The following is a 22,375-nucleotide window of genomic DNA, read 5'->3' as shown; positions in this document are numbered from 1 at the left end:
TAAGAATATGAAACAGAATAAAGATATACGGCTTTTATTTGCTATAATAGCATCAGTACTTCTCTTTGGTAGCTGTTCCAACGATCAAGTAGACGACTTTTTCAAGAAGGTAGTACAGGCTCCAGCCTCATCAATAGAACGTGATGTGAAAGGACACGAGCAGATTTATGCCGTCCATGCCATCCTAAGGATGGGATATAAAGGAGGAATGATTGGTGTCGGACCTGATGGTAATGACTCTGTTCGGGCGTATAATACATATCATGTTGTCAATGGTGAACTACCAGTTCCTGTCATGCAGGAGATAGATATAGCCAAGGATGATGATGGACAGATGACGATTACTACAGAGCGTGACTGCTTTGATGTGATTGCTTCTGACGATATCTATTACGGATTGGAGCTGAAGTATTACGATCAGAATGGTATGTTGATTAATCATCAGTTCTCTGGTTATCCCTTTACGAAGGATAATGAGGGCTATAGTATCCCTGATGAGGATAACGCTACGCTGCTTGTTCATCAGCACTTCTTCGGTATTGGCAATGCTTCGCTGAATAAGGAGGTGACAGACAGCACTGCTTCAAACGACAAACAGCAGGCAACAGGATTGCAGATGGCTTATCCACGTTCGCTTTCATCGCAACCTACATATTATGATCGATATACTTTCCGTATGAAAGATGGCAATCCTGAGCCTGCTACAAAGTTCTCTACTTCGAACATCTATGCGCCAGAAGGATTTACATTAGGGCAGAATCAAGTTCCATTCAATAACAATCTCGCATGGAAAGCCATTGAAGTGTCGGGAAAACCAGAGGCATTACAGCCTTACGCCTTTGACGGAAAGACGTACCATCTCTATAAGACTATCGACCCGATGGAGCTGAACAAGATTACACCAGAGCTGTTTACATACGAGTATCGCGATACAGACCCTGTTGAAGAAGACCTTGGTAAACTCTTCACCGAGGCATATAACGATGACTTCACCGACCCTGATACTGATGCTCCACGTCAGCGTTATGGACATACCGTAGGCTTTCTCCGTCAGAAACGTAGCTTAGATGTGGGGGCAGACATGGATAGATTAGGCTTCAAAGGTATCATGCAGTTCCATATGTCAGATGTTGCTTTCCAACTACAGGTGCGTATCTGCCATATTCTGAACAAGGGACAGCAACACGTTGGTGAGTCGGAGAAACCTGCAAAGTACTGCAATACAAATAACAGTGAGCATAGTTTCTTATGGGATTTCAACCAGATACAGCCAGGATGGGATAGCTTCGACATTGATTATCCACTCTCGGTACGCGTGATTGCGAATGCGAAAGATGGGGAGGAGAAATGCTTTAATGACGTGAAGCGGTTCTATCCACAAGTTGATAAGACACGTCTTTGGCGCATGTTAACACAACCACAGGACTTCTTCTCACAGTATAGACAGAACGTAGTATTGATGTAAAAAGAGCAAAGGAAAGATGAATAAAATATTTAAGAGCATACTATTAATAGTAACTGTTGGTCTGTCCTTCACCTCATGTGACGACTTTGTATTTGGTAATGTGCATGTTGATTACAATGAGAATCCGTTAAATAGTAAGGGTGTAGCACATAGTGGGGCTGATAAATATGTGGATAGCTTGTCGAAAGTGAAGGTGTCTGGCGATATGGCAAATCCTGATGCTGATGGTGCTTTCAACGGTTGGGCAACTTGTCTGGCTATGTTTAAGGAGGGACACTCTCATGGTGACGGTATGATGCACGGTAACTTCGTTTATCAGAATGCACCCTGGAAGCAGGAAGAGTTCGTACTTATCCATAACAATACAAGCCAATGGCCAACGGTAGAGGTGCAACGGCAGAGTACAGTGACCTATCTCGAGCAGAGCGAAGGAAAGATGGGGCCTGATTATATCCGCATCATAGGTGGTAAACTAAAGCGGTGGGGCTTGTGTCTCTACTTCTTCAACAAGGAAGGAAAGCTAATGAATGATGATATTCTTGAGCATTCTGACGAATATCAGATATTCTTTACGGTGAGTGAAGTAGACGATAAAGGCAACCCATACGAAGTGATGGACTGTCGAGGAACATGGAAACCCAATAAAGATAAGTTCGGTGATTGGAAGAAAGGTGGAACAGTTGACACTACACCTGTACCTTCTCCGCTCTTTGCCAATACGTCAACATGGAAGCAAAGGGCTGAATTGACACCAAAGATATTTGAATATACTTATCGTGACACGTGGATTCATAATGCAATGGCTGACGGTGCACGTGAGTTATTCAACCAACGACTGCTGCCACCACTTACTCGTGAGGATGCCGATTGGGCTGTTGCACCTTATGATCAGGACCGTGTGGGACTGAAAGGTCACTTCAACTTTGATATAGAAGCCGATGAGAATGATGCGCTTCATCAGGAATGGCCACTCGAGATTACACGTCGAGTAGATCCAGCAACAGGTGAGCCAGGCCGCTATAGTCGTCCGTCTTATCTGCTCCCTAAGTTTTATCTCTCTGTGCGCATCATGAAATGTCCGAAAGGAAAGAAGGCTTTGATACCGAAAGATGAGTATCTCAACCGGCATTCCACCTATGTCTTCCGTAGTCCATTCATCTGTGCAGAGGCTTATAACCCCGATGAACCGAAGGAGTATGGGGCTGATTCGGAATGGAAAGAACTCTTCCGATTCAATATTCCAATAAAAGTTTTCTGTAGTAGTTTCGATACTGACCCGACAACGATTGACCCTAATGACCCTCTCTACTTCTATATGGGACACGAAATAGGCTTGTCATCGCTCGATGCATTAGAGGCTGCACAGAATGTTCAAACACATGGCATTGGTGGAGGATCAGGCTTTGGAAACTGGTTCTTATAGGTTATTGAGCAGTTTCAGGTGTTGGGACTAATCTATGATTATAGGACAAAAATATAAACGCATAAAAGATGATGAAACAAATGATAGAGAAAAAGATAACAGCATTCCTGCTTTCGGGTTTGATAACGTTGAGCTTAGGTAGCTGTACACGTAATGAAATGCCTGTCAAACAGTCTACTTCGAAGACAAAATTAGACCATCTGATTATTAAGGAGGTGTTCTATGTCGGACATTATTGGTACCGTGACGTCAGGGCCTGGGGTATGAAGAACCTGAACCAGATGTATAATGATGATCAGTATATCGCAATCTTTAACCCAACAGATGAGGTGAAGTATCTTGATGGACTGGCACTTTGTGATAATGCTATTGACCCAAGCAAGGCGATTCAGTTTGCACCGAAGGACGACTTTGTTAATCGTTATTATGGTGCATCAGGTATCTCTTACTTTCCTGGTACGGGTACTGATTATCCTGTTAAGCCTGGGCAGACCATTATTGTGGCTAAGTATGCCATTGACCATAAGGCGCAATTCGAGTCTGAACTGGAGGGAGAGGACCTTAGTATGTATGGTGGGTTGGATGCTTTTCTTGATTTGAGGAAAGCTGATTTCGAGTGGACGAATATTAATTATGATTCTGGAAAGAAGAACAATCCAGACGTTCCCGATCTTAATGCTATACTAACAGTGACGGATGCAAGCGGGAATGTTGGTCCGGAACATGAGTTCTCAAACGTTTCAGAGAGCAATGGTATCGCACTGATAAAACTTCCTTGGACACCAGAAGAGTTCAAAAAGAACCTGACTGACACCAAGGATGGAAAGGGTTATCTGCATTATATTACTGTTACGAGTAGTGCTTTTGGTGATTTCTATGCTATTGAGATACCGTTCGAGAACGTCATTGACTGTATCACCATCTGTCCACGTCGTATGTTCCAGATGCGCCCCAGCAAGCTTGATCGAGGTTATAATGCTGTTACTGACGTTTCCTTTGCTGGTTTGAAGCAGAGCGATTACCCCATTTACTCTGGTCTTTCTTTACAACGTAAATGGGATGGTAAGAAGTTTGTTGACGATAACAACACTACTGCCGATTTCGAAGTAAAGCGTGCTTCATTGTCGAGGAAGAAGTAATGAAAGCAACAATAGCAACAGGGAATATCTATTTCTCCCAACTCCCCCTCTCTGAATGGAGAGGGGGGTTGGTTGTTTATACACTCCTGCTCTTTCACTGGTGATCCAATAATTTCTTATGTACATTAGCACAGTCTTTCTACTTTCTCCACCTTCCATTGAATGTTGTTAGAGGATAATCTCGCAATTAAGGTTATTTAAGATGAAGTGAAGATGAGAAACAGAAAATCGTGCATATCTTTGTTAACAATTAGTTTCTCTTGAAGAAACACATTAGCTATTGACCAACTATTATTAACAGAAAAATATTATTATGAGACTTAAAAGCATTTTGTTTGCAACTATGTTGCTTTTATGTGGACTATCGTTCACTGCATGTGATAATTCTGACCCTGATGAGCAGAAGCCATCTCCCATTGAAACGCCATCTTATACAATGGATGCTGCAAAGTATGAAATAACAGATGCCAGTTCCGCTTACAAAGCAGTAGAGCTAACAGAAGCTGGCCGTTATATCATTGTCATGAAAGGGGCTTCACCAAGTAATACAGATTCTGACGACTTGTATATAACAGGGCATTTCTCAAAGAATAATAATGTATATGTTTTACAAGAATTAGGCGAATTAACCATTACTAAAGCTGGTAATTCCTATTCTTTACTCCTAAATGTAAATGGACGACAGGTACAACTTTCTGCTACGAAGGTTACACCAATACCCTCTGGTCAAGCTACAGATTATCTCTGTCGTACGTGGAGATTTATAAAGATGCACATTGTAGTAAAGTATGATGGTCAAACAGTGTTTGATGGAACTTCATCATCAAGCGCAGAACTCAGCAATGCACTTAGAAAGGCGATAGATAGGTTTGAGAAGTCAGATAAACTTAAAAATACCAAAGAGGTACAACTAGGCTTGGCTGAGGAGGAATTCCCAAAGACCATTACTTTCACCCATGCTGGGACATATTTCATAGCCTATAAAGATCCAAAAGAGAACATATTAAATTATTGGAATTGGCTTAATGTTGAAGAAAAATTAATAGGATTCTCTGAAGAAAAGGTAGATCTCTCTTCTAAAAGTGCAATCACAGCTGACTTTACCAACAATCAGTTGATATTAAGCGAAACTGAAAAAGAAAGAAACGAGACCATAATAACAACCGTTACACTCAATCAAGACAAATGATATAGGAATAATCATTTAGAATGATAGGTATAAACATTGTTGTGTAATTATTCTGAAATCTCTGCAAAATTATATTCTAGAATAGAAGGTGCAATACAACTTACTGATGTATGAGTATTGTCTTACTGTATAGATTATAGTTCTGCAGAGATTTCTGTTTGAACTTTTCATGGGTATATAATGAAAAATCCCTCCCTGGTGCGCTGTCCTATGGGAAGTGTGGCGGCTTCAAATACTCTAAAGTTAATCTTTTATTTCTATTTCCTATAGTTTCTATGATAAAAGTATTTTATGAGCTTTATAATATAGAATTATAGAGAATCTTAATACCTAATATTATTTTAAAATTCACTTGCGCCACTAGTTTTGCTATCATAAGTAGCCTAATATGTGCTTTTTACACTATGTGCAAAAAGTGATAGCAACCAAAAATAAAAAAGGGTAGGAGATAAACAGGCTGTGAGGACCTGTACTAAGCATGAAAAAAGCTCAGTATGATAAGAGCCTTTTTATACCAAACTGTCAAGTTGTTTCTTGAGTTCTTGTAGTTGATCACGTACTGAAATGAGTGATTCCATTACCTTCTGGCTCTTGTCAGCACCCTTACGGTTTTCCTGGATCATCTTGCGTGCAGCAGCAATCTTGAAGCCACGTACTTTGACAAGATTATAGATGACTTTTATCTGTTCAATATCCTTCTCCGTATACTGTCGTACACGGTTGCCCGTAGTCTTAGGGCGGAGGTGTGGAAATTCCGTTTCCCAATACCTTAGCAGACTCTCCGTAACGTTTATTTGTTGCGCTACTTCTTTTATTGAATAATACAATTTATGTGGATTCTCTGCCATGTCTTAGTTTCTTTTAAATCAATTATTTACACAAATCAGCTGCTATATGCTATTTAGTAGTTTACTTCAAAGCGAAGTTTTTCCATATTCATCAGCTTAATTGTTTGCAAAAATACTCAAAAGTCAGTATCTTTGCAACACTTTTAGGTAGAAAAATTGAATTAAATATAAAATAAAGATGATGACAGCAAACGAAATCCGCGACTCTTATTTGAAGTTCTTTGAGTCGAAAGGACATGTTATCGTACCGTCTGCCCCAATGGTTATCAAGGACGACCCTACGCTGATGTTTACTAATGCTGGTATGAACCAGTGGAAAGATATTATTCTTGGAACAAAGGAACCAGAGCCACGCCGTCGTACGGACTCACAGAAATGCTTGCGTGTAAGTGGTAAACATAACGACTTGGAAGAGGTGGGGCGTGATGCAGCACTTAGCCATCACACAATGTTTGAAATGTTGGGTAACTGGAGTTTTGGCGACTATTTCAAGGAAGGAGCTATTGATTATGCTTATGAGTACCTTGTTGATGTGTTGCATCTTGACCCTAAGGACCTTTACGTAACAGTCTTTGAAGGCGACAAGGCAGAAGGTATCTCACGTGATGATGAGGCTGCCAGCTACTGGGAGAAGCACTTCCCCAAGAATCATATTGTTAATGGTAACAAGCATGATAACTTCTGGGAGATGGGCGATACAGGTCCTTGTGGTCCATGTTCAGAGATTCATATTGACTTCCGTTCTGATGAAGAGAAGGCAAAGGTATCTGGAGAGGAGCTTGTAAACAAGGATCATCCACAGGTAATTGAGATATGGAACATCGTATTCATGCAGTTCAACCGTAAGGCTGATGGCAGTCTTGAACCTCTGAAGATGCATGTAATTGATACGGGTATGGGTTTTGAACGTCTGGTTCGTTTGATGCAAGGCAAGAATTCAAACTATGATACCGATATCTTCACACCTGTAATTGAGGAGATTGAGCGCTTATCAGGAAAGAAATACAACCACACTTTCCCAGAAGGTCCTAACGGTGAAGGCATCAATGAAGAGCAGAAGGTAGATATCGCTATGCGTGTTGTTGCCGATCATCTGCGTGCTGTTGCATTCTCCATTGCTGACGGTCAGTTGCCAAGCAATGTCAAAGCAGGTTATGTTATCCGTCGTATCCTTCGTCGTGCCGTGCGTTATGCTTATACGTTCCTCGGTCAGAAAGAAGCCTTTATGTACAAGCTGATCAATGTTTTGGTGCATGAGATGGGTGTCGCTTACCCCGAATTGACTGCACAACGTGAGCTGATTGCACGTGTGATGAAGGAAGAGGAAGACTCTTTCCTCCGTACTTTGGATAAGGGTATTAGCCTGTTGAGTGGTGCTATGGACGAGTTGAAGGCACACGGTAAGACCGAGTTGGATGGTAAAGAGGCTTTCCGTCTGTTTGACACCTATGGTTTCCCACTCGATTTGACAGAACTTATCTGTGGAGAGAATGGCTATACCGTTGATGAAAAGCAGTTCAATGAGGAGATGGCACAACAGAAAGCGCGTGCCCGTAATGCTGCTGTCGTTGAGAATGGTGACTGGGAAGTGCTGCGTGAAGGCGAACAGGAGTTCGTTGGTTACGACTATACCGAGTATGAATGTCACATCCTCCGTTATCGTAAAGTGACACAGAAGAAGAATAGTTTCTACGAGCTTGTTCTTGACTACACACCATTCTATGGAGAGATGGGTGGCCAGGTTGGCGACCAAGGTGTACTTGTTAGCGAGGATGAGACCATCAATGTCATCGATACTAAGCGTGAAAACAATCAAAGTATCCATATAGTAAAGGAATTACCAAAGAATGTTGAAGCCGACTTTATGGCTTGTGTGGATGTAGAGAAGCGTGATGCATCTGCTGCTAATCACACTGCGACTCACCTGTTGGACTATGCTTTGAAACAGGTTCTTGGTGATCATGCAGAGCAAAAAGGTTCTTACGTTAGTCCAGACACGCTCCGTTTTGACGTTTCTCACTTCCAGAAGATCACCGATGAGGAACTTCGCCAAGTGGAGAGACTTGTTAACGGAATGATTCGTGCTGATTTTCCTATGGACGAACACCGTGACACACCTATGGAAGAAGCAAAGAAGATGGGTGCTGTAGCCCTCTTCGGTGAGAAGTATGGCGATAAGGTTCGTGTTGTTCGCTTCGGTCCAAGTTGTGAGTTTTGTGGTGGTATCCACGCGAAATCAACAGGTCGTATCGGTTTCTTCAAGATTGTTGGAGAGAGCAGTGTGGCTGCTGGAGTACGCCGAATAGAAGCTATGACAGGTGAAACATGCGAGAATGCAATCTATGCACTCGAAGATACGCTGCGTGATTTGAAGGCAATGTTCAACAATGCTAAGGATCTTAAGGCTGTTCTCACCAAGTTTGTTGAGGAGAACGATGCCATGAAGAAGGAGGTAGAGCGCTTCCGTGCACAGGCTCTTGACCGTGCTGCTAAGTCCTTGGTAGAGCGTGCTGAGACGATGAATGGTGTACATGTCGTTAAGGCAGTATTGCCAGTTGATCCTGCTTCAGCTAAGGATATTGTTTTCAAGGTGCGTGAAGCATTACCAGAGAACTTGGTTTGTGTACTGGGATCAGTATATGAAAATCGTCCTTTACTGTCTATCATGCTCAGTGATGATATGGTAAAGAATCACGATCTCAATGCTGGTAAAATCATCCGTGAGGCTGCTAAGCTTATCAAAGGTGGTGGTGGTGGTCAGCCACACTACGCACAAGCTGGTGGTAAAGATGCTGATGGTATCAATGCGGCAGTTGAAAAAGTAGTGGAATTGCTCGGCTTATAATCACATTATTATATATCGGACAAATAGAGGATATTCCTGTTTTGGAGTATCCTCTATTTTTTATTCTTCGTATTTATGGGCTCAATGGAGAATGAGTCGTCTGTCTATTCCCTTATATTCATAGTGTAAAACAGCTTTTTTATCTTGTCTTTAGTGGTTACTAATAATTCGTATTAATCTGAGTTTTAGCCTAAAAAGTTTCTTTGTTAGTAATCTTTAACGTTGTGAACTTGACTTTGTTACGAATTAATCGTAAGTTTGCAGCAGAATAATAGAAACGTATTTTGATGATGGAAAAACTGACTAAGCAAGAAGAAGAAGTAATGTTGCATGTATGGAAGTTGGGTAGTTGTACCACAAAAGAGATCCTTCAGCAGTTGGATGAGCCCCGTCCGCCTTATACAACGATAGCTTCTGTGATGAATAATCTAAAGCGAAAGGGTTATTTGAATGCAGAACAGCACGGTCTTACGTATCATTTTTCGCCACGGATAGCCCAGTCTGAATATAAATCTGATTTCATGCGTAGTTTTGTTGGTAATTACTTTAAGAATTCTTTCCGTGAGATGGTTTCATTTTTTGCGAAAGAAGAGGATCTCTCTCCTGAAGATTTGAAAGAAATTATCAATGAGATAGAAAGCGGCAACGACTAAGCTTATCAGGTGAAGGGAGAACTCCTACAGAACAAACCGATATTATTTACCTAAAATATAACATACAGAGCCATGTATTTTTTGAAGTTAAATATAGCATTTATCATCCTATTTGCTTTTTATAAGCTAGTATTTTCGAATGATACTTTTTTCTCTTGGAGAAGGATTTCACTGTTGGGACTGTATGTTGTTGCCCTCTTAGTGCCAGGCTTAAACTGTTCTTATTGGTTGAATAAGAGCGTGGAAATGTCCTCTGTGGCTAATGAATATGCCAACGTTGTACTTCCTGTAGTGACTATAACACCCAATAATGGCACATTACAGAATTGGGAAGCTATCGTTACAATAGCTTATTGTGTGGTAGCTTCACTATTGTTTTTACGCTTTTTGTGGCAGTTGTTTTCCATATTTATGCTAAGACGCAGATGTAAAACAGAAGAAGTGTGTGGCGAAAAGGTTTATTTATTAGATCAAGGAGAAGGTCCATTCTCATTCTTCAGTTGGATTTTTATGGACCCAAAGAGGCATAACCCAAAGGAATTAGACGAAATTATCACACATGAATTGCTTCATTGTCGACAATATCATTCCCTTGATATTCTTATTACGGAGCTGTTTTCCATTGCTTTTTGGATAAATCCATTTGTCTGGTTACTGAAACGAGAAGTGAGATTAAACCTTGAATTCCTTGCGGATAACAGTGTCTTGACGAGTGGTCTTGATAGTAAGGAATACCAATACCACCTGTTAGGGTTGGCTTATAGAAAGAATGTAGCTACAATTTCAAATAATTTTAATGTTTTACCTCTTAAGAAACGTATTAAGATGATGAATAAAAAACGAACCAAAGGAGTTGCGAAAGCAAAGTATGTACTCTGTATTCCAATGGCAGTCATGCTGCTTGTTGTGAGTAATGTTGAGATTATTGCGCGTGAGATTGCAGCTGCTGCGAATGACAGAGAAGTACCAATAGTCAGAGTTGAAAGGCAAGTCACTAAACCATTGACGACTCTGGAAGAAAAATCTATAAAGGTTGTGAGCAATGATATGCCTTCTTCTATAGAGAAAGAGACGGTAGAGAAGGAGACTGTTGTACCACAGGTGAAGGAGAATGAACCGTCAGCTGTGACGGATGACGAGTCCTTTGTGGAGTCGCCAGAAGATGAACTGACTGATCAAACGCAAAAGAAAGGGAAGCAGGTAGTCTATACTGTTTCTGAAGAAATGCCTACTTTCAAAGGGAATTTGCTATCATGGCTGGCAGAAAACATAAAGTATCCTGTTGAAGCAGCAAGCAATGGTGAACAAGGAACAGTAATAGTGAAATACATCATCACCGCCAATGGTGAGGTAAAGGATCCTGTTATCGTACGCTCAATATCTCCTTCACTTGATAAGGAAGCGCTGCGTGTTGTCTCTGTAATGCCAAGATGGAACCCTGGAAAGAACAAGGGAAAGGCTGTTTCGGTGTACTATACTATACCTGTTCGCTTTAAATTGCAATAAGATTTATAACTTGGTTTCCATGAGACTGGGCTGTAAAGCTGATCGCCTCATGGAAATCCTGTCTTAAATGTATGGTGATTTGTTAACTTTAAATGTATTTTGTACTATGCGAAAGCTCTTTCTGTTCCTTCTGATCTTATTCATAGTTCCCTTGCATGTGGCAGCACAGAGTTATCAAAGGTCGCTTGACCGGGGCGACAGTTGTATGAAAGTGTATGATTATTATAATGCTTTGTCATTCTATAAGCAGGCACAGAAGCAACGTAATGACAATATAATCAAGATGAAAATCGCCAGTTGTTATTACTTTCGTGCATCATATAAGCAATGTATTGGTCTTCTTAAGACTGTATCAACGGACAGTTTAACCCATGATTCGTTCCGTGAACTGTATTATTCTTTGGGTGCTATAGGCGATGTTGCCCATCAGGTGTTCTACGGGATGACATTAGTGAGAACCTTTCCAAGGGATAGTCATATAGTAGCCGACCTCATGAATGTTCTTGTAAGTCCTGATTATGATCATTCAGATATGGCAATCTATTATGGAGAAGACTATTGCAAAACAGATTCTTTCAATACAGAAGTGAATCGTGCCTTGGGAGAAGTGTATTTCATGGAGCGTAAATTCGAGCAGTGTATCAACACTTATAGAAGAGTTTTTGCCGTTGGTGACACGACTTATAATTCACTTTATTACACAGCAGGAGCTTTTGCATATATGGAGAGACTTGATTCTGCCGTGTATTACTTTGCCAAAGCTGTGAAGATGAAGCCTAAGATGGCTGTGGGATTATATAGATTAGGAGTGGCGGAGACCCAACTTGGGCGTTATGAGGATGCTGTCTTACATTTGAAAAAGGCAGCAGAACTCTATGAACCCGATAAGTCACTTATGTTCACAATATATAAGAATATGGGGGAGTCAAGGCTCTGTCAGAAGAACTTTAAGGAGGCTTATCTCTATTGGGGATATGCTTTAGCTTACGTGGATGATAATGACTTGGCTGAAAAACGAAAGGTTTTGGGGAAACGAATTGGTGCTTCTTTTGTGAAATAAATTCATAGTTGGTTTTTAATAGGGCATCTATTGCATTCTAAAAGGGCGTCTTTTGCATTGTAAAAGATGCCCTTTTGATGTGTAAAAGGTGCCCTTTTGCATTGTAAAAGATGCCCTTTTACAAGCCCCTTTGTAACTGTTTGATAATCTGGATACTACAAAGTGCGAAAAAGATGACCATCCTCTGTTTTGGTCTTCCTGGTGTATTTGGTAATGTAAGATCATTTTATCATTGCTAATACCTGCTCACCTATGTTTCTTCACATCCTTTCGCATGTTACTTTTTTTATCTAAAACTTGTCCTTTTTGTTTATTATTTATATCTTTGTAGCGTAGAGATCATTAAGAAATCGTTATTTCTGGTGGTATTCAATCTACTTTATAAAAACCTAAATGTTTATAAACAGTCGTAACATGATAAGCAGAATCATCTCGACAGCAATCGTTGTTGTCACCTCAATTATAGCCTTGATGTGTGCATTAAGTGGTCCCGATCAGATTATTCTCCATTGGAATCTGTCTGGTGATGTGGACAGTTATGGTCCTAAATACTTGATCCTTACGCTTCCTATCATCTCGTTTGTTATTTTCCTAATGATGATAGCCAAAGAGAAGACTCCCAGTGACAGAGGTTCTTTGAGGGCATTGATGCGTACGGAACAGTATAACAGTAAACATGCAAAGGTTATTCGGATAATAACCCCATTGTTACTCTTGGCGATTTTGTATGTAACAGCGTGCTCAGCAGGCTTGTTTAGGATGTGTACTATGATCCCTTTTGCGATTGTTATCTTAGTGGCAATCATTTGTATTTATATGTCTCATAAGTCTGGACATACTGAAGACGGCAGTATGGTTCGCTGATGAGGGGATGAGAACGTCACTTATTGAGTGGGTAAAAACACCAAAAATCAATCTGTTTATTTTGCCTTTTGCCTGATTTAATGTATCTTTGTGGCTATGAACGCACAAGAAGCACAGAACATTAAATGGAGTGAAAACATCATCATTGCAGATGGTGATTATATTGATCATGTAGCTTTCGACATTATCGTGAACTTTGAGCGCATGTTAGATCGGCGTATCCCTGCAGCTGATTTCAGTCAGTGGGCAGTGGATGTAGCGCTTGACGGTCGGCTGAAACCAGGGGATCACGAAACGCAAGTGGTTCTTCTGCACGATAAAAAGAATCTGAAGTTGGAGAATTTTGCTCCTTCTGATTATGAAAAAGAACTCAATGGACAGGCGTTTAGAGATGGTCACTTCGGAGAGTTTATCATCAATAGTATAGCAACTGGTGATGAACATACCGCGAAGGAAGCAGTATTGCTCGACCTTCTTAAGACACTTTGCAATCATGAAGAGGTTAAACGTATCATGATTGTGCCGAATGCAGAGGATGCTTCGCTGCTGAATAGTATTCGTTCAACCCTCAGGGACGTGGATGATGAGCTAAAGCACATCACATTGTTTGCCATGCAACCGATAGAAGGTGGCAACTTCAAGCAAGCAATTTTGGGGTATTCGATAATGCATGCAATGGGGATTAACGGAATAGAAGCCTCCCCAAGCCCCTCCGAAGGAGGGGATGTTTACCTAGCGGAATAGGAAACATTCCCCCAAATCATCTAAGAAGGGGATATACTTAGCAGTATAAAAGCCTCCTTAGAATCCCTCCAAAGGAAAGTATATGCTTAGTAAATAGAGCCTTATATTGTTCCTTTGGAAAATGAAGAGGTAAAGGTAATGGAAGAAGACATAGGTCATTATGAATACGAAAGCATCCCATGATAGCAATCAAACACCCTCTTCCTTAGAGGAGTGTGGGGAGACTTCCCCTCCTGGTTACCATCATGCTGATCCTTTCCTTTATCGAATATTGGAAGAGGAAGCAAAGAGAATGAGGAGATTTCCCACTGAGGCAGAGTCAATTTTGTGGGAGACTGTTAGAAAGAAACAGTTGGGATTTCGGTTCAGAAGACAGTTTGTTATCTATGATTATATAGTAGATTTCGTCTGTTTGCCGCTAAAATTGATTATAGAAGCTGATGGAAAGTATCATTTTACAGAGGAACAGAAAGCTGCAGACAGTGTTAGAAATGATTTCCTGATAGGTAAAGGATTCAGTTTACTCCGGTTTACGAATCAGGAAATATTAGCAAATATAGAACAAGTAAAATATAAAATAATAGAAAAGATGGAAGAACTGAGAAGTAAGACGACTGCAGTAGGCGGTGGTAATCAGACAACCCCTCCTTCGGAGGGGCTTGGGGAGGCTGGACGAGTGTTAATGATTGGCGCAGGAGGCGTTGCTACTGTAGCTGCTTTTAAGATTGTCCAGAACCAGGACGTGTTTACAGATTTTATGATAGCCAGCCGTCGTAAGGAGAAATGTGATGAGTTAGTTAAGGCTATTCATGATAAGGGTTATAAGGCTGATATCAAGACTGCACAGGTTGATGCAGACGATGTTGAGCAGTTGAAGGCACTCTTCAATGATTTCAAACCAGAGTTAGTTATCAATCTTGCTTTGCCTTATCAAGACCTGACAATCATGGATGCTTGTCTGGCTTGCGGTTGTAACTATTTAGATACAGCTAACTATGAACCAAAAGATGAGGCTCATTTCGAGTACAGTTGGCAATGGGCTTATAAGGATAAGTTCGAGAAAGCTGGACTGACAGCTATCCTCGGCTGTGGCTTTGACCCAGGAGTATCACAGGCTTATACGGCATATGCAGCCAAACATCACTTTGATGAGATTCACTATCTTGACATTGTTGACTGTAATGCAGGTAACCATCATAAGGCTTTTGCAACGAATTTCAATCCTGAAATTAACATCCGTGAGATTACCCAGAAGGGTCTTTACTATGAGAATGGTAAGTGGACTGAGACAGAACCATTGGCAGTACATCAGGATTTGACCTATCCAAATATTGGTCCACGTGACTCTTATCTGATGCATCATGAGGAGTTGGAATCATTGGTTAAGAACTATCCAACTATTAAGCGTGCACGTTTTTGGATGACATTCGGTAAGCAGTATCTTACTTATCTCGACTGTATTCAGAACCTTGGCATGAGTCGTATTGACGAAATAGAGTATGAAGCACCGTTAGCTGATGGTTCTGGTAAGACTACTAAGGTGAAGATTGTTCCTTTACAGTTCCTCAAAGCAGTACTGCCTAACCCACAGGATCTAGGTGAAAACTATGATGGCGAGACTTCTATTGGCTGCCGTATCCGTGGTATCAAGGACGGTAAGGAGCAGACTTATTACATTTATAATAACTGTAAGCACCAGGATGCCTATAATGAAACTGGTATGCAGGGTGTCAGCTATACTACTGGTGTACCTGCAATGGCTGGTGCAATGATGTTCTTCAAGGGACTTTGGCGTAAGCCAGGTGTATGGAATGTAGAAGACTTCGACCCAGATCCATTCTTGGAGGTGCTCAACAAGCAGGGACTTCCTTGGCATGAGGAGTTTGGAGGAGACTTAGAATTATAAGAAGATGGCTTGCTCTTTGGATTTTATAGAATTTGTTAGTAGTCAGATAGCTACTGCAGGGACTGTAAGATACAGGAAGATGTTTGGCGAATACATGATTTATGTTGACGAGAAGCCTGTCGTCTTAGTTTGTGACAATATACCTTACGTCAAGGAACACGAGGCAATTAAGTCAATGATGCAATCTGCTGAACGTGGCTTCCCATATAAAGGAGCTAAGGAACACTATGTTTTAGATGTTTCAAGGTCTGATTTTGCAGTTAGAGTTGTTAAGACCTTAGTTGAGGTCTTACCTTATCCAAAGAGTAGAAAGAAGAATAAATAATAGTATATCAATCAGAAAACAAGATAATAGTTATATGACAAAAGAAGAGACAACATCAGCAGCTGAAGGCAAATTGAAAGCCTTGCAGGCAGCAATGTCTAAGATAGAAAAAGACTTTGGTAAAGGGTCCATCATGCGTATGGGCGATGAACAGATAGAGAATGTAGAGGTAATTCCTACAGGTAGTGTGGCTCTTGATACTGCACTCGGCGTTGGTGGTTATCCACGTGGTAGAATCATAGAGATCTATGGTCCTGAGTCATCTGGTAAGACTACGCTTGCCATTCATGCCATTGCAGAGGCTCAGAAGCAAGGTGGTATAGCTGCTTTCATTGATGCAGAGCATGCTTTTGACCGCTTCTATTCTGAAAAACTTGGTGTAGATGTTGATAATCTCTGGATCTCTCAGCCTGATAACGGTGAGCAAGCGTTGGAGATTGCTGACCAGTTGATACGCTCTTCAGCTATCGACATCCTTGTGATCGACTCTGTTGCAGCACTTACTCCGAAGAAAGAAATAGAAGGTGATATGGGTGATTCAGCTGTCGGTCTACAGGCAAGACTGATGAGCCAAGCTCTGCGTAAGCTCACGTCAACCATCTCAAAAACCAATACCTGTTGTATCTTTATCAACCAGTTGCGTGAAAAAATCGGTGTAATGTTTGGTAATCCAGAGACAACAACGGGTGGTAATGCCTTGAAGTTCTATGCTTCTGTACGTCTTGACATCCGTCGTGTGACTGCTATTAAAGATGGTGATCAGGTTATCGGTAACCAGGTTCGCGTGAAGATTGTGAAGAATAAGGTTGCTCCACCATTCCGTAAGGCAGAGTTTGAGATAACCTTTGGTGAGGGAATTTCAAAGATTGGTGAGCTCGTTGACCTTGGTGTTCAGTATAACATCATTCAGAAGAGTGGAAGTTGGTTCAGTTATAACGGAACAAAACTGGCACAGGGACGTGATGCAACCAAGACAATGCTCAAAGATAACCCTGAATTAGCTGAAGAAATAGAGGGCTTAATCAAGCAGGCAATAGCTGCAGAGACGAAGTAAAACGTTCATCGGAGATAGCTCTAATGATATAAACGGTAAGAGGGTATGCCAATCGTGGCATACCCTCTTGTCATTCGTCGAACTCACGTTAATAAAGTTTTGTTTTTAGTTGCTGTCACTTTTAACACTTCGGGTAATGGGTTTATATTCAGTAGATTAAAAGCAAAAGAAGAGTGATAGAAATGACAGCAAAATCAGGAATGGTATACGGTAGGCTTTTGTCCTTGGGTGGGAAAGGGCGACTGATATAAGATACGCCTGTTTGTGGTAAAACGCCCCAGCGAAGATCCTTGTAAACTTATCTGTCCCGACGCATACCACCGCACCATTACGAACTAAGCAGAAATATGTTTACAGAGAAATGAAGCTGCGTGTCCACAAAATCAAAAGAAATGCACAGTATTCAGACTTGTATACCATTCTCTATCAAAGACTTACAAATGCTGTTCCAAAAGGTACCCTTTTACGCTGCAAAAGGGCGTCTTTCACACCTCAAAAGAGCATCTTTTACCATGCAAAAGGGCATCTTTTACCGTATCAAAGCTCACCTACTATTTTCAATTTATGAATCTTTATTACAACCTTTCTTATGCCCTTTTTCTTTTCATAACAAGCAAGTATCTCTCCCTCTGCATAGTTAGTCGAACATCATAAAAACACCTGTTTTTCAATTTTCCTGTCACTTCTGTCACTCCTCCCCACATCACAACACATTGATAACAAGTCGCTTATACGAAATGTTAAAAGTGACAGCAACTAAAAACAAAAACTAACTTGGGGTTTAGAGTAATAATAAACCATATAATACCAAAGACTGTGTCCGAAGAAATATGTATCTTTCCTCATGATTCTAGGCGTTCTTTACATTGAAACAAAGAGAACCAAAAGGCAGAATCCCTTAATAGGGATTCTGCCTTAAATTATATCTAATAAAAAGATTTAGTGGACAACGATATTATTCTATCCTATTGTGGTTAGATGTCATGTTTTTGTATTTTCTAAACCACCTAATCATAAGAAGTATCCTTCGTCTAATGAGAGTTCTTTTAGCGCCTTATCATTTATTATTTCTAACTTGATAGGATAAGGGAAGTTCCATAAGATGAAACTGTGCATTCCTATCAATGATTCTTCTGAGCGTCTAATCTGTTCATACACACAATTATAGTTTGATAGTTGAGAACCTATTAGCGGATTATAAATTAAGGATGTGCTGTACTAATCACCTTATAATCTTCTTCATCATTTATGACCTTTGCAGTAATTTCTCGGTTCTCAAATCTTATGACAATCTTGTATGGCGTCTCTTCTGAATTCGTATAAAAGAGACGTCTGAATTTTATCCGTTCTCCAATACCCTGTCTATCACGATCATTTATAGACTTAACGAGCTCTGCAATATTTGAAGAAGATAAATAAGAATAGTCACCTCTTCCGTCTGAAATTGTACCTTCCAAATTCGAGTTCCACCCCTTAAAATGGGAGGAAATAGTCTTACCATTACGTGTATAAATATCAATGGATTTGATATTCTCGTCAATTCCCTTTAGCCCAGGTTCAACTCCTCCACCAAAAAGGGTAGATTTTGGATGACATAATACGGTGGTAAAGTCTATCAAAAAATATCTCTTCTTTGATCTAATGGAATCGTTAAAAGTGACTGTGTGCATATTTATTCCTGTGATCTTAAAGTTATCATACTGACGATCACAAGAGAAAAATACTATTGCAACCAATAAACAAACTATCTTTCTCATATAAACTACCGTTTAATCATATAGATTTGATGGATACCATGCATCAATCTGAAAACATGAGATTTACGAAGTCTATTTTCTTCCCATACCCAAACTCTACTTCCCCTGTCATCAACATTAGCTCCTGTAAGGCAGAATATTATTACTTTAGCAAAATCCTTGCAAAAGAGATGTAGCGTGAATCATTGAGCTATAAGTATATCTCAGAAAATATTAGAGTTATTTCTCCTTTATCAATATGTCCATATATCTTGCCTCTACAGAAATAAAAGGATATAGTTTCTTGTATTTCTCAAAAGAATCTACCCATAATTTACTCTGTTTTAGCGCACTCGAAGTTGCTGCTGAATAAGTGATCAGTTTAGAACTATACATATGGTTACTTAATTCACTGTATCCATCACTATATGGTTCTACAAATATATATAAGCTATCTTTAGGCACTAGAAAGATATAGGCAGTACCAATATTAGATAGTTTGAGATAATTCTTCTGAGGTGGAAGAATCCCATAATACGAATATGGTATGACAAAACATCCACTATTCGTCTTCCAAACGGTTAAAGTTCTATCTCCTATCTTATAGAAGTGTCTAGTTTCATAAAAAATTATCAGAACCCCTATAAATATAGTTATAAGACTAATATGTCTTCTCATTTTAACTTCTTTTATTTTGATTCCCATTCGTGAGATAGTAAATCCATAATATGACATTCAAACATACATAGAAAGCAAAGAACTTTAACAAACAAATCTTTGATGTAAGATAGTTCTCAGCGACAGAAATGTTTATCCACTTTGTGGAATAACTAAATTCTTGTATTTCATATTTGTAACTGATACTACTATCTATATACTCATAGCATATTACACCCAAAAGCAAAACAGATAATACGATCTGTGTAACTATAATTTTTCTTTTTATCTTCATCAGTGACTACTCCTTTTAACTACACTATTTTTATGCCTAGATTGTACATTAAGGTAATGTTGCATTGAAGCAGGAATGATAATTCTATTTCGTGTTGTAAATGATGTGAATGTCCCAAAATTACTTGTTGGAATTATTTGTTCATAAACTAGAGCTTTAGAGCCTAAAGTATTTAAGACATCACAAACGACAACTACCCCTACTGTGACTCTCCATCACAGCACAAAGAGACCTAGTTCTCCGACACCACGACATCTCCTCCACCGTAAGACCTAATGTCCGCAGACTCCTATGTCATGTATATTTCTAAGGCAAATATACAACATTATTTTGTAAATGTATCCGTACAAAGAAGAAAAGCAGTAATAGCTATGCAATGCCCTTTGGTAGAATCTAAACACAAAGCTGATGTATTTCATTTTAATTTGTACCTGCAGCCGTTCATAGGTTCAAACCATAAAGAGGGAGTGCCTTTAACTTTCCTGTCACTCCTGTCACCATTTTACACATTACAATGCATTGATAACAAATCGTCTACGCAAAGTGTTAAAAGTGACAGCAACTAAAAACAAAAACTATGTTAGGGTTTTAGAGAGATAATGTAATTCCTAAATTCATTCTTTTGATAATAATAATATCTTATTTGTAGACATCAGTTGTATAAACTTCAAACGTTTGCACTCGTAAGTAGATAAACGAGTTTACTTCTTCATGCTTTCACTAGAAAACTTAGAGACATGAATGCAAATTGTGAAGTCTAATCGGTAGCCAAGAGTTCCATATAAAGTATATTTGAAATTCACAATGTCCCATAATAAAATCTGAACAAAGATATGAAACTACTGATAAAGAAAATAGTATTACCCAAAAATCCAATATATTTCTTCAAATTAGCGTTCTTTTTTTATTTTACTTAAATAGAACATGTTTCACTTTAAAATTATTTAGAGATAACTTAATTATCTCTATAATGGTAATTCTGGGATAAGGATTATAGTCCTATGTTTTTTTATTACTTTTATTTTATAACTATTTCTTTCTTTTATCAAACTATCTCCTATTTCTATCATATGTAAATCCCATTTGGGAGAAATTACTATGTTAATAAGATGTCCCTTTTCATCAATACCTTTTATATAATATTCGCGTACTTTTTTTAGGTCCAGAACTTTTATCTTATAATATTGCTCTTTAACATCTTCATTATAACGTGAATTATTTAGTTTATCATTATTTGTAAACACGAGGAAAAGAATGAGGCATAGCCCTCCCCATAAGATATATCTCCTTAAAAAAACGGTATCCATGTATGTCCTCCTCCCCTTGACATATCAACTCGTACAGGATTGACATTAAACCCCACCCCATATGATCTTGATAAATTAGTTTCGTAATATTCATTTTTGCCTTGTGCAGCACTACTACCGTACGAAAAGCCTAAATTTCCTATAGATAAAGTATTCAATATTCCTAACCCCCTGTAATTATCAAATGAATTCACATCGGTACTATCTTAAAAAAGTGTGTAAGTCCATATTTGTCTTATCTTTGTATTTGGAAACATTAAAATAAAGAAACAATGGAACTTACACAATTACAAATTTCGGAAATTCTTTCGAATTACACAAACAGCAGCGAAGGTTTTGTTACCCTTCAGTCTTTAATCGTGAATACTTGTAATGAATAATTACGCCTAAATATTAGGAAATATAATCTTTTCGTTTTTTTAGAAAGATACTATTGTTCCTCTTTATGCGGGTGCAAGTGTAGCTTCTTTCCATTTAATATGGAAATAATTGGTTGTAAAAATTCCGAAGACAAGTGGTTTTTTAACTAAAATCAATTAGGTTATTAACATCTCTATGCTAATCACTACGTATTGATTGACAAGGCTTTCATGGTTTCTCTTATCCTTCTTTCGGAGCTAACCATGATCATATCTTCGCATACATCGTTGTTCCCCATGTAGACGTTATTATTAAAGAACTTCATTTTACTTGGTTGTGGCTCACGTGCAGAGAAGTGGAAAGAAGTAATCTTTGTCTCTTTCTGGATTTTAGCAATGTTCTCTTCGTTCACTCCGCAGCCAGCCATAATGTCTATTTTCCCTGCTGATAGCTCTTTCAATCGGCGTAACAGAGGTATTCCTTGTGCAGCTGTGGGCTGTTGACCAGAGGTAAGTATCCTGTTAAAACCGAGCTCTAAGATTTCATCTATTGCTTGTTCAGGATGTGAGCAACGGTCGAAGGCGCGATGAAAGGTAACATTCATCGTGCCAGTATGTGCCATTAAAGTCTTGTTTGCATTGTGATCAATCCTCCCATCTGCCGTTAGACAACCGAAGACCACCCCATCAACTCCCAGCTCTCTGCACATGTCTATGTCGTAAGTCATACGCTGAAGTTCTTCAGGAGAATAGAGAAAGTCACCTCCCCGGTTACGGATAATGACATGAAGGTGTGTTCTTTTCAAAACCTCTCGTGCCATCTTTATCTCTCCATAGGAAGGAGTTGTACCGCCTTCTGGTATCCCCATACAGAGTTCTACACGGTTGGCGCCAGCTCTTTCTGCGGCAATACAGCTTTCAACACTGTTTGCACAGACTTCAAATTCATAGTTTTCTTTGTTCATGTAGTAAGGGATTGGAAGAGGTATCATCCCCCAAT

Annotated in this window: 18 protein-coding genes and 3 pseudogenes; 15 read left to right on the top strand and 6 right to left on the bottom strand. The window is 39.5% G+C overall.

Annotated elements, in window-relative coordinates; translation table 11 throughout:
* Positions 1 to 7 precede the first annotated feature (7 nt).
* From ACZ48L_RS04320 to ACZ48L_RS04305, 4 genes are all read left to right on the top strand, one after another.
* Positions 8 to 1,465 carry a hypothetical protein gene (locus ACZ48L_RS04320; RefSeq protein ID WP_025791841.1) on the top strand — a complete coding sequence of 486 codons (1,458 nt, stop codon included), beginning with the start codon at positions 8 to 10 and terminating at the stop codon, positions 1,463 to 1,465.
* Positions 1,466 to 1,481: 16 nt separating this feature from the next.
* On the top strand, positions 1,482 to 2,888 hold the full coding sequence (locus tag ACZ48L_RS04315) for an acyl carrier protein (RefSeq protein WP_008824056.1): 1,407 nt from the start codon (positions 1,482 to 1,484) through the stop codon (positions 2,886 to 2,888).
* 68 nt (positions 2,889 to 2,956) lie between these two features.
* Positions 2,957 to 4,027 carry a DUF4876 domain-containing protein gene (locus ACZ48L_RS04310; RefSeq protein ID WP_025791842.1) on the top strand — a complete coding sequence of 357 codons (1,071 nt, stop codon included), beginning with the start codon at positions 2,957 to 2,959 and terminating at the stop codon, positions 4,025 to 4,027.
* 313 nt (positions 4,028 to 4,340) lie between these two features.
* A complete protein-coding gene (locus tag ACZ48L_RS04305; RefSeq protein WP_148295442.1) occupies positions 4,341 to 5,216 on the top strand; it encodes a hypothetical protein in 876 nt (291 codons plus the stop codon).
* A 509-nt stretch (positions 5,217 to 5,725) separates the two neighbouring features.
* Here ACZ48L_RS04305 and ACZ48L_RS04300 read toward each other — a convergent pair.
* Complete coding sequence (locus ACZ48L_RS04300) at positions 5,726 to 6,064, bottom strand: MerR family transcriptional regulator (RefSeq protein ID WP_008824059.1); 339 nt, start codon at positions 6,062 to 6,064, stop codon at positions 5,726 to 5,728.
* A 178-nt stretch (positions 6,065 to 6,242) separates the two neighbouring features.
* Here ACZ48L_RS04300 and alaS point away from each other — a divergent pair, with 178 nt between their 5' ends.
* From alaS to recA, 10 genes and pseudogenes are all read left to right on the top strand, one after another.
* The gene (alaS, locus tag ACZ48L_RS04295) at positions 6,243 to 8,909 is read left to right on the top strand and encodes an alanine--tRNA ligase (RefSeq protein WP_025791844.1); all 2,667 of its coding nucleotides are present in this window, start codon (positions 6,243 to 6,245) and stop codon (positions 8,907 to 8,909) included.
* A 290-nt stretch (positions 8,910 to 9,199) separates the two neighbouring features.
* Entirely contained in the window at positions 9,200 to 9,562 is a 363-nt protein-coding gene (locus tag ACZ48L_RS04290) for a BlaI/MecI/CopY family transcriptional regulator (protein WP_025791845.1), read from the top strand.
* Positions 9,563 to 9,634: 72 nt separating this feature from the next.
* Positions 9,635 to 11,068 (top strand): M56 family metallopeptidase, encoded by a 1,434-nt coding sequence (locus ACZ48L_RS04285; RefSeq protein WP_025791846.1) that lies wholly within the window; start codon positions 9,635 to 9,637, stop codon positions 11,066 to 11,068.
* Positions 11,069 to 11,174: 106 nt separating this feature from the next.
* The gene (locus tag ACZ48L_RS04280; RefSeq protein ID WP_025791847.1) at positions 11,175 to 12,128 is read left to right on the top strand and encodes a tetratricopeptide repeat protein; all 954 of its coding nucleotides are present in this window, start codon (positions 11,175 to 11,177) and stop codon (positions 12,126 to 12,128) included.
* A gap of 393 nt (positions 12,129 to 12,521) precedes the next feature.
* Positions 12,522 to 12,992, top strand: coding sequence for a DUF1648 domain-containing protein (locus ACZ48L_RS04275; protein ID WP_008824065.1), 471 nt, complete (start codon positions 12,522 to 12,524; stop codon positions 12,990 to 12,992).
* A 96-nt stretch (positions 12,993 to 13,088) separates the two neighbouring features.
* Positions 13,089 to 13,736: a DUF6621 family protein gene (locus ACZ48L_RS04270; RefSeq protein ID WP_025791849.1), complete on the top strand. Its 648-nt coding sequence runs from the start codon at positions 13,089 to 13,091 to the stop codon at positions 13,734 to 13,736.
* A 160-nt stretch (positions 13,737 to 13,896) separates the two neighbouring features.
* Positions 13,897 to 14,316, top strand: a pseudogene (locus ACZ48L_RS04265) (endonuclease domain-containing protein); the annotation flags it as partial.
* A gap of 102 nt (positions 14,317 to 14,418) precedes the next feature.
* Complete coding sequence (locus ACZ48L_RS04260) at positions 14,419 to 15,642, top strand: saccharopine dehydrogenase family protein (RefSeq protein ID WP_314695404.1); 1,224 nt, start codon at positions 14,419 to 14,421, stop codon at positions 15,640 to 15,642.
* Positions 15,643 to 15,646: 4 nt separating this feature from the next.
* On the top strand, positions 15,647 to 15,967 hold the full coding sequence (locus ACZ48L_RS04255; protein ID WP_025791851.1) for a TfoX/Sxy family protein: 321 nt from the start codon (positions 15,647 to 15,649) through the stop codon (positions 15,965 to 15,967).
* Positions 15,968 to 16,001: 34 nt separating this feature from the next.
* Positions 16,002 to 17,021, top strand: coding sequence for a recombinase RecA (gene recA / locus ACZ48L_RS04250; protein WP_008824069.1), 1,020 nt, complete (start codon positions 16,002 to 16,004; stop codon positions 17,019 to 17,021).
* A 1,202-nt stretch (positions 17,022 to 18,223) separates the two neighbouring features.
* Here the strand turns inward: recA and ACZ48L_RS04245 are convergent.
* The 4 genes and pseudogenes from ACZ48L_RS04245 to ACZ48L_RS04230 form a co-directional block, all read right to left on the bottom strand.
* Positions 18,224 to 18,778: a hypothetical protein gene (locus ACZ48L_RS04245; protein ID WP_025791853.1), complete on the bottom strand. Its 555-nt coding sequence runs from the start codon at positions 18,776 to 18,778 to the stop codon at positions 18,224 to 18,226.
* Between the two features lie 89 nt (positions 18,779 to 18,867).
* A pseudogene (locus tag ACZ48L_RS04240) lies at positions 18,868 to 18,960 on the bottom strand (IS982 family transposase); the annotation flags it as partial.
* A gap of 37 nt (positions 18,961 to 18,997) precedes the next feature.
* Positions 18,998 to 19,462 carry a hypothetical protein gene (locus tag ACZ48L_RS04235; protein WP_242401719.1) on the bottom strand — a complete coding sequence of 155 codons (465 nt, stop codon included), beginning with the start codon at positions 19,460 to 19,462 and terminating at the stop codon, positions 18,998 to 19,000.
* Positions 19,463 to 20,674: 1,212 nt separating this feature from the next.
* The gene (locus ACZ48L_RS04230) at positions 20,675 to 21,016 is read right to left on the bottom strand and encodes a hypothetical protein (RefSeq protein WP_025791856.1); all 342 of its coding nucleotides are present in this window, start codon (positions 21,014 to 21,016) and stop codon (positions 20,675 to 20,677) included.
* A 272-nt stretch (positions 21,017 to 21,288) separates the two neighbouring features.
* On the opposite strand from ACZ48L_RS04230, the pseudogene ACZ48L_RS04225 reads away from it, so the two are divergent.
* Positions 21,289 to 21,384: pseudogene (locus tag ACZ48L_RS04225) on the top strand (pyridoxamine 5'-phosphate oxidase); the annotation flags it as partial.
* Between the two features lie 197 nt (positions 21,385 to 21,581).
* Here the strand turns inward: ACZ48L_RS04225 and ACZ48L_RS04220 are convergent.
* Positions 21,582 to 22,340 (bottom strand): copper homeostasis protein CutC, encoded by a 759-nt coding sequence (locus ACZ48L_RS04220; RefSeq protein ID WP_025791858.1) that lies wholly within the window; start codon positions 22,338 to 22,340, stop codon positions 21,582 to 21,584.
* Positions 22,341 to 22,375 lie beyond the last annotated feature (35 nt).

Source organism: Prevotella histicola (genome assembly GCF_055385135.1).
The sequence above is the reverse complement of the archived record's forward strand: the minus strand, read 5'-3'. Positions and strand labels throughout refer to the sequence as shown.

What these genes read in the sequence shown, in the direction of transcription:
- ACZ48L_RS04320 (WP_025791841.1), top strand. Translation starts at nt 8, where the DNA reads ATGAAACAGAATAAAGATATACGGCTTTTATTTGCTATAATAGCATCA.
- ACZ48L_RS04315 (WP_008824056.1), top strand. Translation starts at nt 1,482, where the DNA reads ATGAATAAAATATTTAAGAGCATACTATTAATAGTAACTGTTGGTCTG.
- ACZ48L_RS04310 (WP_025791842.1), top strand. Translation starts at nt 2,957, where the DNA reads ATGATGAAACAAATGATAGAGAAAAAGATAACAGCATTCCTGCTTTCG.
- ACZ48L_RS04305 (WP_148295442.1), top strand. Translation starts at nt 4,341, where the DNA reads ATGAGACTTAAAAGCATTTTGTTTGCAACTATGTTGCTTTTATGTGGA.
- ACZ48L_RS04300 (WP_008824059.1), bottom strand. Translation starts at nt 6,064, where the DNA reads ATGGCAGAGAATCCACATAAATTGTATTATTCAATAAAAGAAGTAGCG.
- alaS (WP_025791844.1), top strand. Translation starts at nt 6,243, where the DNA reads ATGATGACAGCAAACGAAATCCGCGACTCTTATTTGAAGTTCTTTGAG.
- ACZ48L_RS04290 (WP_025791845.1), top strand. Translation starts at nt 9,200, where the DNA reads ATGGAAAAACTGACTAAGCAAGAAGAAGAAGTAATGTTGCATGTATGG.
- ACZ48L_RS04285 (WP_025791846.1), top strand. Translation starts at nt 9,635, where the DNA reads ATGTATTTTTTGAAGTTAAATATAGCATTTATCATCCTATTTGCTTTT.
- ACZ48L_RS04280 (WP_025791847.1), top strand. Translation starts at nt 11,175, where the DNA reads ATGCGAAAGCTCTTTCTGTTCCTTCTGATCTTATTCATAGTTCCCTTG.
- ACZ48L_RS04275 (WP_008824065.1), top strand. Translation starts at nt 12,522, where the DNA reads ATGTTTATAAACAGTCGTAACATGATAAGCAGAATCATCTCGACAGCA.
- ACZ48L_RS04270 (WP_025791849.1), top strand. Translation starts at nt 13,089, where the DNA reads ATGAACGCACAAGAAGCACAGAACATTAAATGGAGTGAAAACATCATC.
- ACZ48L_RS04260 (WP_314695404.1), top strand. Translation starts at nt 14,419, where the DNA reads ATGATTGGCGCAGGAGGCGTTGCTACTGTAGCTGCTTTTAAGATTGTC.
- ACZ48L_RS04255 (WP_025791851.1), top strand. Translation starts at nt 15,647, where the DNA reads ATGGCTTGCTCTTTGGATTTTATAGAATTTGTTAGTAGTCAGATAGCT.
- recA (WP_008824069.1), top strand. Translation starts at nt 16,002, where the DNA reads ATGACAAAAGAAGAGACAACATCAGCAGCTGAAGGCAAATTGAAAGCC.
- ACZ48L_RS04245 (WP_025791853.1), bottom strand. Translation starts at nt 18,778, where the DNA reads ATGAGAAAGATAGTTTGTTTATTGGTTGCAATAGTATTTTTCTCTTGT.
- ACZ48L_RS04235 (WP_242401719.1), bottom strand. Translation starts at nt 19,462, where the DNA reads ATGGGAATCAAAATAAAAGAAGTTAAAATGAGAAGACATATTAGTCTT.
- ACZ48L_RS04230 (WP_025791856.1), bottom strand. Translation starts at nt 21,016, where the DNA reads ATGGATACCGTTTTTTTAAGGAGATATATCTTATGGGGAGGGCTATGC.
- ACZ48L_RS04220 (WP_025791858.1), bottom strand. Translation starts at nt 22,340, where the DNA reads ATGAACAAAGAAAACTATGAATTTGAAGTCTGTGCAAACAGTGTTGAA.